The 16,068-nt window shown below is 62.9% G+C and carries 14 protein-coding genes; 5 read left to right on the top strand and 9 right to left on the bottom strand.

The window, feature by feature from the left end:
- Positions 1-28: 28 nt before the first annotated feature.
- The 3 genes from U5A58_RS16900 (at position 29) to U5A58_RS16890 (ending at position 2,981) form a co-directional block, all read left to right on the top strand.
- A complete protein-coding gene (locus U5A58_RS16900; RefSeq protein WP_321911884.1) occupies positions 29-244 on the top strand; it encodes a hypothetical protein in 216 nt (71 codons plus the stop codon).
- Positions 245-250: 6 nt separating this feature from the next.
- The gene (locus U5A58_RS16895) at positions 251-997 is read left to right on the top strand and encodes a 3-oxoacyl-ACP reductase family protein (RefSeq protein ID WP_321962292.1); all 747 of its coding nucleotides are present in this window, start codon (positions 251-253) and stop codon (positions 995-997) included.
- Between the two features lie 313 nt (positions 998-1,310).
- Positions 1,311-2,981, top strand: a complete 1,671-nt coding sequence (locus U5A58_RS16890; protein ID WP_415774237.1) for a phospholipase C — start codon at positions 1,311-1,313, stop codon at positions 2,979-2,981.
- A gap of 93 nt (positions 2,982-3,074) precedes the next feature.
- Here U5A58_RS16890 and U5A58_RS16885 read toward each other — a convergent pair whose 3' ends face one another.
- The 4 genes from U5A58_RS16885 to U5A58_RS16870 form a co-directional block, all read right to left on the bottom strand.
- Entirely contained in the window at positions 3,075-4,445 is a 1,371-nt protein-coding gene (locus U5A58_RS16885) for an MFS transporter (RefSeq protein WP_321911881.1), read from the bottom strand.
- A 319-nt stretch (positions 4,446-4,764) separates the two neighbouring features.
- Positions 4,765-6,543 carry an ABC transporter transmembrane domain-containing protein gene (locus U5A58_RS16880; protein WP_321962291.1) on the bottom strand — a complete coding sequence of 593 codons (1,779 nt, stop codon included), beginning with the start codon at positions 6,541-6,543 and terminating at the stop codon, positions 4,765-4,767.
- Positions 6,544-6,615: 72 nt separating this feature from the next.
- Positions 6,616-6,930, bottom strand: a complete 315-nt coding sequence (locus tag U5A58_RS16875) for a hypothetical protein (RefSeq protein ID WP_321962290.1) — start codon at positions 6,928-6,930, stop codon at positions 6,616-6,618.
- A gap of 16 nt (positions 6,931-6,946) precedes the next feature.
- A complete protein-coding gene (locus U5A58_RS16870; RefSeq protein WP_321962289.1) occupies positions 6,947-7,516 on the bottom strand; it encodes a sigma-70 family RNA polymerase sigma factor in 570 nt (189 codons plus the stop codon).
- Positions 7,517-7,813: 297 nt separating this feature from the next.
- On the opposite strand from U5A58_RS16870, the gene U5A58_RS16865 reads away from it, so the two are divergent.
- Entirely contained in the window at positions 7,814-8,644 is an 831-nt protein-coding gene (locus U5A58_RS16865) for a flagellar brake protein (protein ID WP_321911873.1), read from the top strand.
- Between the two features lie 29 nt (positions 8,645-8,673).
- Here the strand turns inward: U5A58_RS16865 and U5A58_RS16860 are convergent, their stop codons facing one another.
- The 5 genes from U5A58_RS16860 to U5A58_RS16840 all read right to left on the bottom strand — a co-directional run bounded on the left by U5A58_RS16860 (position 8,674) and on the right by U5A58_RS16840 (position 15,298).
- Entirely contained in the window at positions 8,674-9,447 is a 774-nt protein-coding gene (locus tag U5A58_RS16860) for a hypothetical protein (protein ID WP_321962288.1), read from the bottom strand.
- Positions 9,448-9,467: 20 nt separating this feature from the next.
- Positions 9,468-10,565: a hypothetical protein gene (locus U5A58_RS16855; protein WP_415774240.1), complete on the bottom strand. Its 1,098-nt coding sequence runs from the start codon at positions 10,563-10,565 to the stop codon at positions 9,468-9,470.
- Complete coding sequence (locus tag U5A58_RS16850; protein ID WP_321911868.1) at positions 10,493-11,014, bottom strand: (2Fe-2S)-binding protein; 522 nt, start codon at positions 11,012-11,014, stop codon at positions 10,493-10,495. Before U5A58_RS16850 ends, U5A58_RS16855 begins: the two co-directional genes overlap by 73 nt.
- Positions 11,011-13,791, bottom strand: a complete 2,781-nt coding sequence (locus tag U5A58_RS16845; RefSeq protein WP_321962286.1) for a xanthine dehydrogenase family protein molybdopterin-binding subunit — start codon at positions 13,789-13,791, stop codon at positions 11,011-11,013. The genes U5A58_RS16850 and U5A58_RS16845 overlap by 4 nt, the downstream gene beginning before the upstream one ends.
- Before the next feature lie 142 nt (positions 13,792-13,933).
- Positions 13,934-15,298 (bottom strand): formylglycine-generating enzyme family protein, encoded by a 1,365-nt coding sequence (locus U5A58_RS16840; protein WP_321962285.1) that lies wholly within the window; start codon positions 15,296-15,298, stop codon positions 13,934-13,936.
- Between the two features lie 325 nt (positions 15,299-15,623).
- Between U5A58_RS16840 and U5A58_RS16835 the strand changes: the two genes are divergently transcribed.
- On the top strand, positions 15,624-16,049 hold the full coding sequence (locus U5A58_RS16835; protein ID WP_321911864.1) for a DUF4399 domain-containing protein: 426 nt from the start codon (positions 15,624-15,626) through the stop codon (positions 16,047-16,049).
- Positions 16,050-16,068 lie beyond the last annotated feature (19 nt).

Raw genomic sequence — 16,068 nt, 5'->3', positions numbered from 1 at the left:
CATGCGTTGCAACTATCGAGAGGCATCCATGAAGGCTCTGTTCCATCTTGCAGCGGCGGCCGCGGCAGGCACGCTCGTCATGTTCTACCTGGACCCGATTTCCGGCCCGCGGCGCCGCGCGAAGTTGCGCACCACGCCGTTTTCGCGCCGTCGCGGCCGTGTGAGCGCTCACGGTCATGCAGATTCACTCGGCGTGGACGGCGAACTGGCGGGCCCGGGCGGCGGCATTGGCACCGCGCCGTGAGCCCCGATGTCCGCACTTTTCCCAGACCTGAATAACCGCGTTGCGCTCGTGACGGGCGGCTCGCGCGGAATCGGCCGCGCCATTGCCGTTACGCTCGCTTCGGCCGGCGCAGCGGTTGCAGTGAATTACCGGCAACGTGCCGACGAAGCCCGGCAGGTCGTGACGCAGATCGAAAGCGCCGGTGGCCGCGCGCTCGCCTTGCGCGCCGACGTGTCGTCGGCAAGCGAGGTCACCGCCATGATCGGCGAGATCGAGCGCGGCCTCGGCGCGGTCGACATACTCGTGAACAACGCGGGCACGGGCACCATTACCGACATCGAGTCGCTGACCGAAGCCGAATTCGACCGCACGCTCGCCGTCAACCTCAAGTCGGCGTTTCTCTGCACGCAAGCGGTGTTGCCCGGCATGCGCGCGCGCCGCTGGGGGCGCATCGTCAATCTTTCTTCGGCTGCCGCGCGCGGCGGTGGCCTCGTCGGCGTTCACTACAACGCTTCGAAAGCCGGCCTCGAAGGCTTGACGCGCGGCTACGCCGCACGCGTGGCCCGCGAAGGCGTCACTGTGAACGCCGTGGCGCCCGGGCCCATCGACACCGAGATGGCCGCGCCGCTGAAAACGGCGAACGTTGCCGAACGGCTGCCCGTTGGCCGCCTCGGTGAAGCCGGCGAGGTCGCCCAGGTCGTGCTGATGGTGGTCGGCAATGGCTTCGTCACCGGGCAGACCATTCCCGTGAACGGCGGCGTCAGTTTCATCTAGCACGACGCTGTGCGCTTCGTTTAGTTCACCTTGTTTGCAAACCGGCGTGCAAACGCCGCGCAATCTTCATACCTGAATTCAAGGCCAATCTCGCCAATTCGGCGCCAATTGCGCGCCGAGTCAGCTTCAAACTTACCAATCGAAAATATTTCGTAAGGACTCTGACGCTGAGCATTCATACCCCGATGCTTTAATCCTCATGCCGTGTAGCCTCCGCATTCCGCTGGCATGAGCGCGACGATGCGGGCTGCATAACGCCTTTTCTGCGGCTTCACGGTGACCCCGACAATACGAAACCAACCAGGAGCCGAATATGCAATGGCGTCACGTCGCAGTTGGTTCGCTCACAGCCGCAGCATTCGCATCGACAGTTGCGTGGAGTGCTGGTGACGATCACGACAAGAATCATCCGGAACACGGCCACACTGCTACCCCGATCAAGCACCTCGTCGTGATTTATGGCGAGAACGTTTCGTTCGACCACTACTTCGCGACTTATCCGCATGCGACCAACCCGTCCGGTGAGCCTGCATTCAAGGCGCAACCCGGCACGCCCGAAGTGAACGGTCTGACCGGCACGCTGCTGACCCAAAACCCGAACTTCACGAATGCGGGCAATGGCGCGGGCGCGGCCAATCCGTTCCGTCTGGATCGCACGCAGGCGGCCACGGCTGACCAGAACCACGCCTATACGGCCGAGCAGCAGGCGTACGACAACGGCCGGGCCGACCTCTTCCCGGAGTACACGGGTAATGGCACGAGTGGTGGCGCCGGCGCGTTTGGCACGAAGGGCCAGGTGATGGGCTATTACGACGGCAACACTGTCACGGCGCTGTGGAATTACGCGCAGCACTTCGCGATGAGCGATAACGCGTATACGTCGACCTATGGTCCTTCCACGCCCGGCGCGCTCGAAGTGATCTCGGGCCAGACCAACGGCATGAAGGTTGTGCTCACAACGAAAAAGCCTTCGACCGCGGGTTCGTACTATGTGAACGACGGGCAGGGCGGCTTCACGATGATCAATGACGTCGATCCGGCCAACGACCTCTGCTCGAGCACGACCGACACGGCGCAGATGACGGGCAAGAATATCGGCGACCTGCTGAACGCGCGCAGTGTCTCGTGGGGCGGCTTCATGGGCGGCTTCAACCTCTCGACGACGAACAGCAATGGCACGACCGGCTGCAAGCGCAGCACGCTTTCGCCGGTGGTTGGCGCGTCCACGTCCGACTATATTCCGCACCACAACTGGTTCCAGTACTACGCATCGACGTCGAACCCGCAGCATCTGCGTCCGAGCTCGCTCGCCGCGATCGGGCACAGCGTGGGCAAGAACGGGAACCCCGACCCGGCGAATCACCAGTACGATACCGACGACTTCTTCAATGCCGTGAAGGCGGGCAATTTCCCGTCGGTGAGCTTCCTCAAGGCTCCGGCCTACCAGGATGGCCACGCGGGCTACTCTGACCCGCTCGACGAGCAGGCTTTCGTCGCGAAGGTCGTGAACTTCCTGCAAGAGCAGCACGACTGGGAAGATACGGCCGTTATCGTGGCCTGGGACGACTCGGACGGCTGGTACGACCATGCGTACGCGCAGCCCAATAGTGCTTCGTACGATAGCGTGGCCGACCAGTTGACCGCGGCCGGCATTTGCGGCACGGGTTCGGCGCCGGCCGGCTTGAACGGCAAGCCCGTGAACGGCCGCTGCGGTCCGGGCACGCGCATCCCGTTCGTCGTGATCTCGCCGTGGGCCCGGGAGAATTACGTCGACCACACGTTGATCGACCAGTCTTCCGTGGTGCGCTTCATCGAAGACAACTGGCTTGATGGTCAGCGCATCGGCGGCGGCTCGTTCGACGCCACGGCGGGCAGCATCATGGGCATGTTCGACTTCGACCGCCGTGGCCGCGGCCACGAAGACCGCAGGGTGTTCCTCGACCCGGCGACGGGCGTGGTGCTCGACAAGGCGCCGAAGGCTTGACAGATTAGGATGGCTGATCGTTAAGGTATGAAAGAAGAAGCGCGCCCCTGCGAGATTCGTCGAGCAGGGGCGCGCCTGATTTTTGGCAGCGGATCAGGCGGGGTGGGAAGCGTGCCCGTGATCGCCAAGTCCGTGCTTGTCGTCGTATTCGCGTGAAATATCTTTGTTGGTGTAGTCGCCCATGCGCCAGGCGGCAAGCAGACTAATTACCGCGCACACGGCGATATAGATCGCAATCGCGTAACCCGTTTGGTAATACGCGAAAAGCGCTGTGGCGATTAGCGGCGCCGGGCCGCCCGCAATCACGGAAGCCAGCTGATAACCGAGCGAGGCGCCGCTGTAGCGCAACCGCCCCGTGAACGATTCAGCGATGAACGCAGCCTGCGGACCATAAAGCATGGCGTGGGGCACAAGCGAAAGCACGACGGCCACGAAAATCCACGCCGGGTTTTTCGTATCCACCATTCCGAAGTAGATAAAGCCGAAAATGCCCACGGCCACCGCGCCGATCATGTACATGCGCTTGCGTCCGATCAGATCGGACATGTGCCCAAAGAACGGAATGGTCACGAACTGCAGCACCGCAGCCGCCAATACCGCGCTGAGCATGAGGTCGCGCGAAACGTGCAGCGTCTTCACGCCATACGTAAAGACGAAGGCTGTGTAGATATAGAACGGCGCCTGCTCGGCCATGCGCGCCAACGCAGAGAGGAGAATGTCCTTGGGCTGGCGGCGAATGACTTCGACCATTGGCGTTTTCTCGATTCTGTTCTCGGCGAGGAGCTTCGCGAAGATCGGCGTTTCAAGAATGTTCAGGCGGATATACAGGCCGATCGCGACAAGCACAATGCTCAGCAGGAACGGCACCCGCCATCCCCATGTCATGAAACTGTCTCCGGAAAAGCGGCTGACGACGAGCACCACGAGATTGGCGATAAAGAGCCCCGCCGGCACGCCGAATTGCGGCCAGGAGGCGACGAAGCCGCGGTGCGCATTGGTGCGGGTCCATTCCATCGACATCAGGACCGAACCGCCCCATTCGCCGCCCACGCCGACACCCTGGATAAAGCGCAGCACCGTGAGCAAAATGGCGCCCCAGATGCCGATCGACGCATAGGTCGGCACAAACGCCACGGCGAACGTGGCGACTCCCATGAGCAGCAAGGTGACGATCAGCGTGGCCTTGCGGCCGACGCGATCGCCGTAGTGCCCGAATATCGCGGCGCCTACCGGCCGGGCGACGAAGCCCACGGCATAGATGAGAAAGGCCTGCAGGGTGCCAACGAGCGGGTCGGATTCAGGAAAGTACAGCTTCGCGAAGATAAGCCCGGTGACTGTACTGTAGAGAAAGAAGTCGTACCATTCGATCGTCGTGCCGATGGTGCTGGCAATCACAGCGCGGCGCAACTGGCGATGAGCGTCTTCCTCCGAAAGGAGCGTGGCTCCTGGTTGATCGGCATTCATTTCGCACCCCCAAGGCAAGCGCGATTTGGCCCATGCGAAGCGCATGGCCAGGGCTCCCGGTGGTGCGCAAAAAGTGTGCCCTGATTCGCCGGGATCATGACGTTGCCGGGTCAGGTGGAAGTGATACGTCCCTTGCTACCGCTCCATCCTGCCTGGCATGGGTTGAGACGTTGTTATACGAGTCGATGGTATATCACGTTGTGATGCGGTGTGCGTGTTTTGAATGAAACCGTCATGTGGCAGTGGCGCATTATCTATCCTCGCAGGCGCTCAGCCCTTCCGACTATGTCCCAATCGCGCCGGGCGTCCCGGTCGATTTTTACGTCACGGTGTTTACGTGCTGCGCGCCGAACTGCAGCGCCGCGAGCTGCGCATAAAGCGGCGAACTCTGCAGCAGTTCCGCGTGCCGGCCTTGCGCCACGATACGGCCTTGTTCCATGACGACAATGCGGTCGGCTTGCTGCACGGTGGCGAGACGGTGAGCGATGACGAGCGTCGTGCGGTTTTGCGCGGCGTTGTCCAGCGCCGTCTGCACGAGGCGCTCGCTCGCGGCGTCGAGCGCGCTGGTGGCCTCGTCGAGCAGCAGAATGGGCGGGTTCTTGAGGATCGCGCGCGCGATGGCAATGCGCTGACGTTGACCGCCGGAAAGGCGCACGCCGCGTTCACCGAGAAAAGTGTCGTAGCCCTGCGGCAGTTGCTCGATAAAGCCGGCCGCCGCGGCCATTTCGGCGGCGTGCTGGACGGCTTCGAGCGTGGCGTCGGGCGAGCCATAACGAATGTTGTCGAGCACGCTGCCCGAAAAGATCACGGATTCCTGCAGCACCACGCCGATCGCCTGGCGCAACGCCGCGAGCGACACCTGTTGGGTCGGCACACCGTTGATGCTGAGGGTGCCCGACTGCGGATCGTAAAAGCGCAGCAGCAGTTGAAAGAGCGTGGTTTTGCCCGCGCCTGAGGGACCGACGAGCGCGACATGTTCACCCGGGCGCACGTCGAGCGAGAAGTCGTCGAGCGCGGCAATGCCGGGGCGCGAAGGGTAGGAGAAGCCAACCTTGTCGAACCGTATGCCCGAGCCGTGAACCGGCAGCGGCACGGTTGCCGCCGCCTGCGCGACAGGCGAGCGCGCGGCGAGCAGTTGCAGCAGCCGTTCGGTCGCGCCCGCGGCCCGTTGCAGATCGCCCCACACTTCGGCCACGGCGCCCACCGCGCCAGCCGTGAACACCGCGTACAGAATGAACTGGGAGAGCTGGCCCGCGCTCATCTGCCCCGCGAGTACCGCCTGCGCGCCGAGCCACAGTACGAACACAATCGCGGCGAACACGAAGACGATCACCACGGCCGTCAAGCCGGCGCGCGCCCGGATGCGTTTGAGCGCCGTTTCAAAGGCCGTTTCCACGGCGCCGCCAAAGCGATTCGCCTCGAACGCCTCCTGCGCATACGACTGCACGGTGGGCATCGCGTTCAGCACTTCGCCTGCCAATGCGCTTGCGTTCGCAACCTTGTCCTGGCTCGCGCGCGACAGCCGCCGCACACGCCGCCCGAAGATGATGATCGGTGCGACCACAACAACCAGTGTCGCGATGATATAGCCGGACAGCACGGGGCTCGTCGCGACGAGCATTGCCACGCCGCCGACTGTGAGCAATAAATTGCGCAAGCCCAGCGAGAGACTGGTGCCCACTACGGTCTGGATCAGCGTTGTGTCGGTGGTGAGCCGCGAGAGCACTTCGCCCGATTGCGTGGTCTCGAAGAACTGCGGGCTCATGCGTATCACGTGGTCGTACACGGCGCGGCGCATGTCGGCCGTCACGCGCTCGCCGAGCCACGAGACCCAGTAGAAGCGCAGGGCCGTGGCGGCGGCCAGGATCAGCGAAACGACGAAGAGCGCGATGAAATAGCGATCGATATGCGTGCGATCGCCGCTCGCGAAGCCACGGTCGATCAGGTACTTGAACGCCACCGGCAGCGCGAGCGTGGCGCCGGCCGAGGTCAGAAGCGCGAGGAATGCGAGCGCCCAGCGCCCCGCATAGGGGCGCAGAAAGGGCAGAAGGGAAAAGAGGGGCGCGACGCGTGACGGTCGGGCGGCGACATCTGGCATGGAGCTTCCTGGCGGATCGGCGATAGGTCAATTGTGCCAGCCCGCCGCGCGGCGAGGCTGGCGAGCGGTGCGTTACGGCGAAGGGGGCGTCGCCCCCGAGGCTGCGCCATTGCGGAATTGTTCGCGCTCTTGCGGCGTCATGTTTTGCCATTGTTGCCACTGGTGCCAGTGCATGCGCCTGCGGCAGCCGCCATGCCCGCGGAATCCGCCGAACAGAATCCGGCACAGCACAAGCAGGCCAATCGCACGTGGATAGTCGATGGCATGCGCACCCGCCACGATCGCCGGGGCGATCCAGTTCCACAGGCCCATGACGATGGCGCCCAGCAGCGCGATAACGGCCACCATCAGCAGCGCCTTGGCGATTATTTTGCGGCGAAACTTCATTTCATTCTCCTTCGGTTCAAATTTCGAAGCCGTCCCATGACGCGCGCAAACGTTCGCGCAGATGCAGCACCGCATAACGTTTGCGCGCCAGCAGCGTGTTCACGCCAACGCCGCTCGCGGCGGCCATTTCCTTGAAACTGCGCCCGTCCAGTTCGTGCGCGACGAACACCTCGCGCTGGCTCGCCGGCAATTCGTCGAGCGCGGCGCGCAGGGCCTCGAGCATCGCCGCGCGCTCGTAGGCGGCCTCGGGGCCGGCATCGGGCGAGGGCAGCGCGAGGTCGAGCCGATACTCGCTCTCGTCGCCCTCTGGCTCGATGAGCGGCACTTCCTTGCGTTTGCGAAACCGGTCGACGATGCGATTTCGCGCCACGTGAAAGAGCCACGCGCCAACCTGCTCGATGGGCTCCGGCAGCCGCCATGCTTGAACCAGTTCTTCGAATACGTCCTGAAGAATGTCCTCGGCTTCGTCCTGGTCGATCACCCGGCGGCGGATGAAATTGCGCAGCCTCGGGCGCTCGCGGGCGACGGTGTCGGCGATTTCGCGCTCCTGCGTGGCGAGCGGGCTCGGGGTGGGCGGCGTTTCCATACCCGTGTAGACGATTCAGAAAAAGAAATATTGTGGCGCGTAATCTCCGGCTTTATGTGGCATGAATATTTCGTTAAACAAGGCCCGAGAATCACGGCACTTTTATTGACATCAGTCACTATATTTCGGTCACAATGCTGCTAACGAAAAAAATCAACAATTCACACGCTATCGGTCATGCACATTCACGAGCCTGGCAGCGGTACTGCGTCAAAAACTCTGGAACGCCTCGCGGACCCTGGGCAATTGCCCCTGGCGACACCGCTGCCATTGGCCGTGTTTCACCATGACGGAACCATGCTGCTGCCGCGAGGCGGGGTGCTGAACAGCGAGCAGCGCGACTTCCTCTTCGCGCACTTTCAGCCTTATCGCAACACGGCGGAAGAGGCGAATCTCGCGAGTGCACAAGACGGCCTGCATGATCGTGCGGATCGTGCGGATCGTGGAAAGGGTCCGTTGACGCTGGACGACATGAACCTGGCCATTGGCGCGCTGCTAGGCATACGCAGCCAGGCGGGCACGGGGCGCGAGATGCTGCCGTGCCGGCTGATCGGTTTCCGGCAAGGCGGCGCGATGTTCGTGACGCCTCCCGCTGCGGCGAAGCCCGCATGGGAGCCGTTCCAGGGCGAGCAGGTCGAGATCGTTGCGATCGCAACACAAGCGGTGTTCTGGCTCGTCTGCACGGTCGAGGCCGTTTGCGCGCATCCGTTCCGCTATCTCGTGCTCTCGGAGCCCGGCACGATACGACGGCTGCGCGAACGCCGCGCCGTGCGCGTGCGCACGCAGCTCGCGGTGCGCTATGGCGTCGATTTGACGGGTGCGGAACTGGACCGGCTCGGCATTGGCTGCGATATCAGCGTGCTGGGCATGTCGCTTGCCGCCGGGTGCAAGATCGGCGAGGTGGGCGAGCGCATTTGCGTGGTGTTTCCAATCGAGGCGGGCAATGTGGGGGCGACGTTCCAGGCCGTCGCCGTGATCCGCAATCTGCGCGCCGATACGCCGGCGGAAGGGCTGACCTTGCACGGGCTCGAATTCGACGCGCTTGCTCCCGAGAGCCTCGTCGCCCTCAAGACCTTCGTGTTCGATCGGCAGGACGCCGTGTCTTACTGGGCTGGCATGCCGACCTGAACGGTTGATCCGGTCGCGCCTGGTTGAACCTAATTGCGCTTGCTGCGCTTGGCCGCCGGCGCGGCTTTTTTGGCGGCAGCGGCGCTGGCGTTGCCCGCAGCGGCAGCCGTGGTTTTCGCGGCGGCTTTTTTGGCCGGCGCAGCGGCGGGCGCGGCGGTAGCGAGCGTAAAGCCCTGCGCCTTCGCTATCATGTGTTCGGCGATCAGTTCGGTCTGAAACCGGTTGATCGTGTCGGGGTCCGTAAAGATGGTCTGCGTGTTGTTTTGCGCCTTGTAACGCGGGCCCCCCGGCGCGCCGTTGTTCACGAACGTGCCCTCGCCGGAAGCCGACCAGTTCACCGAACCCTCGCCGCCCACTTTACCATCGGCTACGAATCCCTTCGTATGACTGATCTGATGGGTCGCCGATTCGCCGATCACGAAGAACGTGTTGAATTTGGCCGGGTTCTGCACAATGTCGGCATTGAGCAGCTGCTTTTCATGTGCGATGTTCGTCTGGCTCCTGTCGAGCGTGATCATCATGGTGATGGTCGGGTCGAGCGCTTGCTGCATGAGGATGGCGTTGAGTTCATCGTCGTCGAATCCGAACATGTTCATGTAAAGCGAAACGCTGGCGCGCGAAAGGATGTACTTCAGGATGCTGTGAACGTCGTCGCGTCCCACGTAGAAGAGATGGAAGTCCTTGCTGGCGGTGTTCGAGTAGCTCTTCTCGCGCGTGTATTGCTGGAGGTCGAGCAGATCGAAGGTCTGCAGGGTTTGCGTCACATCCGATATGACGTTGCTCGCACTAACGGTTTCAGCCATTTCAGGTCTCCTCGTGCAGGTCAATGCAATGACCGGGTATTCGAACTCGATGGCATGGGCGTGAATGTGCAATTCGGGTCTCTGTGTGCCGCGTCTTTGCAGCAGGCCAGCAGGGCATTGACCGACGCGACGTTGGCCTTGTCCCACTGCACCGCGCTCATGGCGTTGTCGGTGGGCATCCAGTGGTCATGTGGATAGCTGTTGGCGAGCCGGTCGTTTCCTGGCGCTTTCTGATTGCCCGTCGAGAGCCCGATAAAGGCGGTGCAGCTCTGGTCGCTGCCGATGCGGTGACAGCCAATGCAGGTGTTGCCAGGCGTGCTCATCGTCATGAGGTGATACGACGCAAAAGCCTGCCCGATGCTCGAATACTTTCCCCAGGGGTCGGTGGGCACCTTGTCCCAGACTTGCCCGATATACGGGCTGAAGATAAAGGGCCCCGCGTCGTGGCATTTGAGGCAGGTGGGGTTGCGCGGCGTGCTGGTGGCAACCACGGTGGGTGTCTCCCAGAATTCGACTGCGGAGAGTTGCCCCGAAGGCGGCCTTCTCTCGTTTGGCGGCGGCACGCGAGTCGCGACGATCCCGCCACTCGCGTGCGCATCGGCTTGTGATTTCGACGGCGGCGGCTTCGACGCAAACCAGCAGGTCTTGCCGTTGCCGGAGTGATGCATCACGACGACTACGCCGTCATAGTGCGGATCCTTGTCGTCGCGCAGTACGTCCCGGCGGCAATACGCTGAAATTTGCGTGTTGCCGCGCGAGAGATTGAGGATCTTCGAAAACGGGATGCACTGACCTTTGGCTTCGTAGATCGGGCTGAGCAATGAAGGCTTGTCGCATTGCATGGGAGACTCATGTGGCCCGGGAGGTTTGCCGTCGATCGTAATAGGTATGTCGGTACCGTTATTGCAATTGAACGGCGGGATCTCGCCAATTTCCCTTACGCATTGATCGGCATATTCGAGCAATGTCTGCTCGTGCGTATAGGCAGCAGGCGGCACGGTGAACAGGAAGCACAGCGCGCACAAGCGGATCCGGAAGCCCATGGTCATCCTCCGCTCTTCATCTGCATTTGTGCGACTTTGCGAATCGCTTCCCGGTATTTCACATAGCCTGTGCATCGGCACAGGTTTCCCCCCACCCAGGTATCGATTTCCGTGTCGAGCTGATCTGCGCTGATACGGTACGCCTTCAAGTGTTCGAGCATGGCGGTCGCCGCCATCAGAAAGCCAGGCGTGCAGTAGCCGCACTGAAACGCGAAAGATTCAAGGAAGGCCTGCTGCAGCAGCGAGAGCCTGTTGCCGTGCGCGAGGCTCTCCACCGTATAGATATATTGATTCGCCACTGCGCTCACGGGCGTGACGCACGCCAGGGTCTTTTCCATCAGCGCGTCCTGGCTGCTGCGCATGCCTACGGTGCACGCACGGCACGCGCCAATGCCACAACACACCTTGGTCCCGGTCAGGTCGAGGCGCTCGTGAAGGAATTCAGCGAGGCTCATATCGGTATCGGCGGCCGGCACCGTGACCGCGTGTCCGTTCACGTGAATCTTGACGTCGCCTTCGCTCACTTCAGGGCCTCGCGTATCTTGTCGGGTGTGACGGGGGTGTCCCTGAAACGATGCCCGGTTGCCATGGCCAGTGCGTTCAGCAGCGCCGGTGCGATGGGACACATCACGGCCTCGCCGATGCCGCGCGCACTGTGATGCTCTTTGCCCGCGGGCGGCGGCAGCGCGATGAGTTCCTGGCGCGGGACGTCGGCCATACGCGTGATGAGGTAGCGGTCGAGATTCCACGTGCCGTTGCCGGGACCGTGATTGTCGAGCGGACACGATTCGCTCAGCACATTGCTCATCGCCATGGCCACCGCGCCCTGTGACTGGCCTTGCACGATCTCAGGACATATCAGGCGGCCGGCGCTGAGCGCCGTGACGACATGCTCCACCTTCACGCGCCCGCTCTCGGGGCTCACGGATACCGCAACAAGGGCAGCCGAAGGCGCATAGCTCGAGCGCCCGAAGCCGACTCCGTTCGGCGGTTCCAGCAACTCGCCGTGAGGCACGCTCTCGAGTTGGTGCGTATCGGTGCCAACGGCGATGTAGTCGCAGTCCATCTCGGCCGGACCCGACTCGAACGTGTACTGGCTGCGCCAGAATCCACCCGCGTAGGTAATGTGCGCGGCGGCCACGGTAGGCAAGTGCTGGCGATTGATCTCGTCGAGCAGCGCTGGCCAGCCGATCGCCTCGCGCCCGGGGGCGCTCAGCTTGCCATTCACCCACTTGAGGTCTTGCCGTTCGACGTGCGGGTTATGCCAGATTTTGCGCGCGGCGGGCAGCACGCTTTGCAGCAGCAACACCATGGCGGCGCGGTCCACGGCCTGAAAGTGCTGGAATGCACCGAGGCACGCGCTCGAAGAGCCAAACGGGCTCGAAATTGGGTAGCTTCGCTTGTCGCACCATTTGCCCAGCACTTTGTAATTGAAATCCGGTATTTGAAAGGCATCGACCTCGTTCATGGTGATGGCCTGCGCGTTCTGCCCGAGGCACGCGGCGGGCGCGAGCGCCAGCGTCGTCGCTGCGCCATTGCCCATGTCCGTGTAGTGCGTGAGCACGTGCAGGCCCGCATTCGGTTGAATCTGGACCATCGCGAATACGGGGTCCTTCGCGGTGCCATACGCCTGGTTCGACATGGCGAGTCCGACGCCGTATCGCAAGCCGTGCGCGTGCCGTTGCGCGCGCACGCTTTCCCTGCTGCGCCATAACTCGTGCGCTTCCAGGCCGTTCAGCAGGGCTTCGAGTTGAAGGTCGAACAGGATGGGCGCGCCAGTGAGCGTTTTGCCGCGGCCCTTGGCAAGCAGGTTGTTGCGCCGGATCTCGAACGGACTCTTGTGCAGCGCTCGCGCGGCTTCGTCCATGAGCGTTTCGATAGCGAGGTAAGCCTGGGGGCCGCCGAAGCCGCGCTGCGAGCCGCCGAACAGATCGGGCGTATAGCTCACGGCGCTTTGCGCACTCGCACGCGGAATGTTGTAGCAACTCATGGCGCTCATGGCCGCGAGGTCGCCAACGGCGCCCGTGAGGTTCTCCTTGCCGCCGCCATTGAAGGTGAACGAACTGTCGAGCGCCTGAAGCTTGCCGTGACGGTCGAGCCAGATTGTCTCTGTGAACGCGGTGGCCGAACGCTTCAACCCAACCTGAAACTGCTCGTAGCGAGACTGTTGCCAGCGCAGCGCTCCCTTGGCGAAGGGCGCGGCGAGGGCGAGATAAACGGGAAAATTCGAACTGTCGCGGCCGCCGAATCCGCCGCCCGGGTAGCAGCTGATCACATGCACCTGCTTGACGTCGATATTGCTCTTGTAAAACACGTCGCCTGCGGCGATGCCGTCGCCACGCGGCGATTGCGTGCCGAGAACCAGATGCAGGCAACCGGTGTCCGTCTGAAACCAGGCCAGTCCCGACTCCGGCTCCATGAACATCGGATCGATTGCGGGCGTCGTAAAAGAGCCTTTGAACGCGCGCCAGGCGTTGCTGTCCACTCTCGTTGCGACCCGATTCAGCATGTCGCTTCTTTTCTTCTTGCACGTCTCGATGAATGCCTGACTCGGACGTCCCTTGGTGTCCACGTCCATCAGGAGGTTCGAAAACGACGTGTCGTCGTCGCGCACATAGATCTTGTTCGCGGAGGCATACCAGTCGGTCGGCGCGGCGCGCTTCGATACCGTTGCGCCATAGCGGATCACCGAATCGTTGAAATCGAGCAGCTTCTTTGCGTGGCGATACGTGTCGAAGTTTTCGAAGATCAACAACGCGACGGGCTGGCCATAGCAATTGGCGGGTTGGCCCTTTTGTGCAAAGAGGAAGATATCCTCGTGATGTAGCGGATCCGGCTCAGAAGCCAGATAGATACGATTGTCATTCAGCGTCTGGTTGGATACCACGGCAATCGGGCGAAGATCATGCGGTAATACGCTCAGGTCGAAGTCTTCGAAATTCTTGTCGACGCAATTACATCTGAGCGCGTATAACCAGTTTTCTTCTTTCGGCCAGCCGTCGAAGTCGCGCGCCTTGAAATCGCGCGCATAGATCTTCGCGCCTGTGACCTTGGGTACACCCTCGATTCGCCAGCGCGCCTTGCCTGGCTCCGGCGCCCAGTCGGGCGCGCCATTCGGTGCTTGCGGCGTGGCGTGGGCGCTTGTCGCGGTATTCGGGGTATTTGCGGCGGGGCCAGCGGCCGGGCGCTGCGAGGAACAGGCGCCCGTCAAAGCGGTAACGGAGCTGACCGAGATCGTGAATGCGCCACTCCCCATGGCTTTGAGGAATGTCCGGCGGGTGATCGGAACATCGCAAGCCATGTTGTGCCTCCACGTATGGTAGTCAGAACCTTACGCGTGTGCTCACAGGTTTCGAGCGGCTGCCCATAGTCTATGAACTGCACCAGGCAAATTCAAGGCAGCGGCGCTGCGCTTGCCTGCGAGACCTGCAACGTTTGCCGCGCTATTTCATGTCGCGCGCGACGCGAAAACCATTGGCTTCGTAGCGCACGCTGCTGTCGTATTTGAAGCGCGTGGCAGCGAGCATATAGCCGGCGCCGTCACGCCACGAGCCGCCGCGGATCACGCGCGTCTGGCAATTGGGCTCGTCCCACGAGTGGCCGTCGCTCGGAGCGTTCTTGTACGAGGTGTGCCAGCAGTCGCTGACCCATTCCCAAACGCCTCCGGCCATGTCGTAGAAGCCGAACGCGTTGGCGGCAAACGAGCCGACGTCGTTGGGCGCTTCGACGTGCCACGGCGGGCCGCAGTCCTTGCAGTTCGCCGTGCCCTTGCGCATGTCGTTGCCCCACCAGTAGCGCGTTTCGGTGCCGGCGCGCGCCGCATATTCCCATTCCGCCTCCGTCGGCAAACGGTAGGGCTTACCGCTGATCTTCGAAAGCCATTTCACGTATTGCTGCGCGTCGTCCCAGCTCAGATCGCGCACGGGTGCATTCGGCGAGACGTTATTCTCATTCGACAGCCGCGGGCAGGCGCTGGCGGCGACGCACGCGTCCCACTGTGCCACCGTGACCGCATACTTCGCGAGCGCATAGCTGTGGCTGATCGTGACGCGGTGCGCGGGCCGCTCCGATGCGTCGTCGTTGTCGATGCCCATGGTGAAGGCGCCGGGTGTTACCGCGATGAGCACCGGGCAAGATGGGCAGTCCTGAATGTCGTGAGGACCGGGTTTTGAAATGGCGGGGTTGCCCTTCGCAGCCACGGCGGCTGCGGCCGTTGCAGCGGCCGTTGCAGCGGCCGCGGCGGGCGGGGCCGAGGCGGGTGCCGGCTTGGTCTGCGCGGCTGGCGGGGCGGCTGGGGGCGGCGTTGTCTTGGCCTGAGGTGCTGGCGCCGGTGCTGGCGCGGGAGCGGCGGCGGCGGGACTGCTAGCCGGGTGCATGGTGGACGTCGCGCTCGCAGCGGACGCCCCAGCCGGTTTCGATGCTTCCGCATGCAAACGTGCAAGGCGGGCCTGCGCGAGCGGTGCGAAACGACCGTTCGGATAGGCCTTGAGGTACGCCTCATAGTCGCTCGGGTATTGACTGTCCTTGATCGAATTCCAGAACGTGATTTCGTATTCCTGGGAGGTGTCTTTCGGCATCAGGCCCACGCGCACGATCGCGACGCCATAGCGCTGCCGCGCAGCGCTGGCCGTGGTGACCCGCTCATGTGTGCCGAGGGTGGTTGCGTACCCACCAGGGTTTTGCGGCTCGAAACGCGGCTGCACGTGAACCGGTGCCGAACGCGCATGCGCAGCCGGCGCGGCTGAACGCAGTGTCGAGGTCAGGCCGAGCGAGATCAACAGGCACACAGGCAACACTAGCCGCCTCATGTTCGTTCTCCCTATCAGGTGCCAGCCGAGTTGCCAGCCGAATTGCCAGCCCAGGTGGCAACCCCAGGCATCATCGCCTTTCAATGCCGACGGTGCGCTACCCCGCTGCAGTCGCCCGCCGCGCTCGCGTGAGACGCGGGCCGCCGCCGGAACAGGCACTGCCTGCGCACAACTACAAAATAGCACGCACGCCGGGCGATGCAGTAACTCGGTGGCAAGCGCGCGCCGCGCCGATTATTCTCCATCCGCTTGAATCCGACCTAAGCTGTAGAACACGCACCGAACTCCAAAGCCGTGCGCCGTCTGCCGAACAAGGAGCACGAAGATGCAACGAAGAGCAACCCTGTTGGCCCTGGCAGCGGCCGTTCTGATGCCGCGTCTCGCGTTCGCCGAGCGCACGCCTTCCCCGCCGGGCGCAGAGGTCTACATCATCTGGCCGCCGGACGGCGCGACGATTCCGACCGGCAAGTTCTGGATTCGCATGGGGCTGCGCAACATGGGCGTGTGCCCCAAGGGGATCAACAAGGCGAATACCGGCCATCATCACGTGCTCATCGACACGGACCTTCCGCCGCTCGATCAGCCTATCCCGTCGGATCGCAACCATCTTCATTTCGGCGCGGGCGAAACCGAAGCGCGGATCGAGCTGCCGCCGGGCAAGCACACGCTGCAGTTGCTGATGGGCGATTACAAGCACGTGCCGCACGATCCGCCGATCTACTCGAAGAAGATCACGGTCACGGTGAAATAGCGAAGGACATCGGTCTTTA

This window comes from Paraburkholderia sp. J7, from assembly GCF_905220155.1.
In the GTDB taxonomy this organism is placed as follows: domain Bacteria; phylum Pseudomonadota; class Gammaproteobacteria; order Burkholderiales; family Burkholderiaceae; genus Paraburkholderia.
This window is presented reverse-complemented; position numbering and strand designations above follow the sequence as displayed.

What these genes read in the sequence shown, in the direction of transcription:
- U5A58_RS16900 (WP_321911884.1), top strand. Translation starts at nt 29, where the DNA reads ATGAAGGCTCTGTTCCATCTTGCAGCGGCGGCCGCGGCAGGCACGCTC.
- U5A58_RS16895 (WP_321962292.1), top strand. Translation starts at nt 251, where the DNA reads ATGTCCGCACTTTTCCCAGACCTGAATAACCGCGTTGCGCTCGTGACG.
- U5A58_RS16890 (WP_415774237.1), top strand. Translation starts at nt 1,311, where the DNA reads ATGCAATGGCGTCACGTCGCAGTTGGTTCGCTCACAGCCGCAGCATTC.
- U5A58_RS16885 (WP_321911881.1), bottom strand. Translation starts at nt 4,445, where the DNA reads ATGAATGCCGATCAACCAGGAGCCACGCTCCTTTCGGAGGAAGACGCT.
- U5A58_RS16880 (WP_321962291.1), bottom strand. Translation starts at nt 6,543, where the DNA reads ATGCCAGATGTCGCCGCCCGACCGTCACGCGTCGCGCCCCTCTTTTCC.
- U5A58_RS16875 (WP_321962290.1), bottom strand. Translation starts at nt 6,930, where the DNA reads ATGAAGTTTCGCCGCAAAATAATCGCCAAGGCGCTGCTGATGGTGGCC.
- U5A58_RS16870 (WP_321962289.1), bottom strand. Translation starts at nt 7,516, where the DNA reads ATGGAAACGCCGCCCACCCCGAGCCCGCTCGCCACGCAGGAGCGCGAA.
- U5A58_RS16865 (WP_321911873.1), top strand. Translation starts at nt 7,814, where the DNA reads ATGCTGCTGCCGCGAGGCGGGGTGCTGAACAGCGAGCAGCGCGACTTC.
- U5A58_RS16860 (WP_321962288.1), bottom strand. Translation starts at nt 9,447, where the DNA reads ATGGCTGAAACCGTTAGTGCGAGCAACGTCATATCGGATGTGACGCAA.
- U5A58_RS16855 (WP_415774240.1), bottom strand. Translation starts at nt 10,565, where the DNA reads ATGCACAGGCTATGTGAAATACCGGGAAGCGATTCGCAAAGTCGCACA.
- U5A58_RS16845 (WP_321962286.1), bottom strand. Translation starts at nt 13,791, where the DNA reads ATGGCTTGCGATGTTCCGATCACCCGCCGGACATTCCTCAAAGCCATG.
- U5A58_RS16840 (WP_321962285.1), bottom strand. Translation starts at nt 15,298, where the DNA reads ATGAGGCGGCTAGTGTTGCCTGTGTGCCTGTTGATCTCGCTCGGCCTG.
- U5A58_RS16835 (WP_321911864.1), top strand. Translation starts at nt 15,624, where the DNA reads ATGCAACGAAGAGCAACCCTGTTGGCCCTGGCAGCGGCCGTTCTGATG.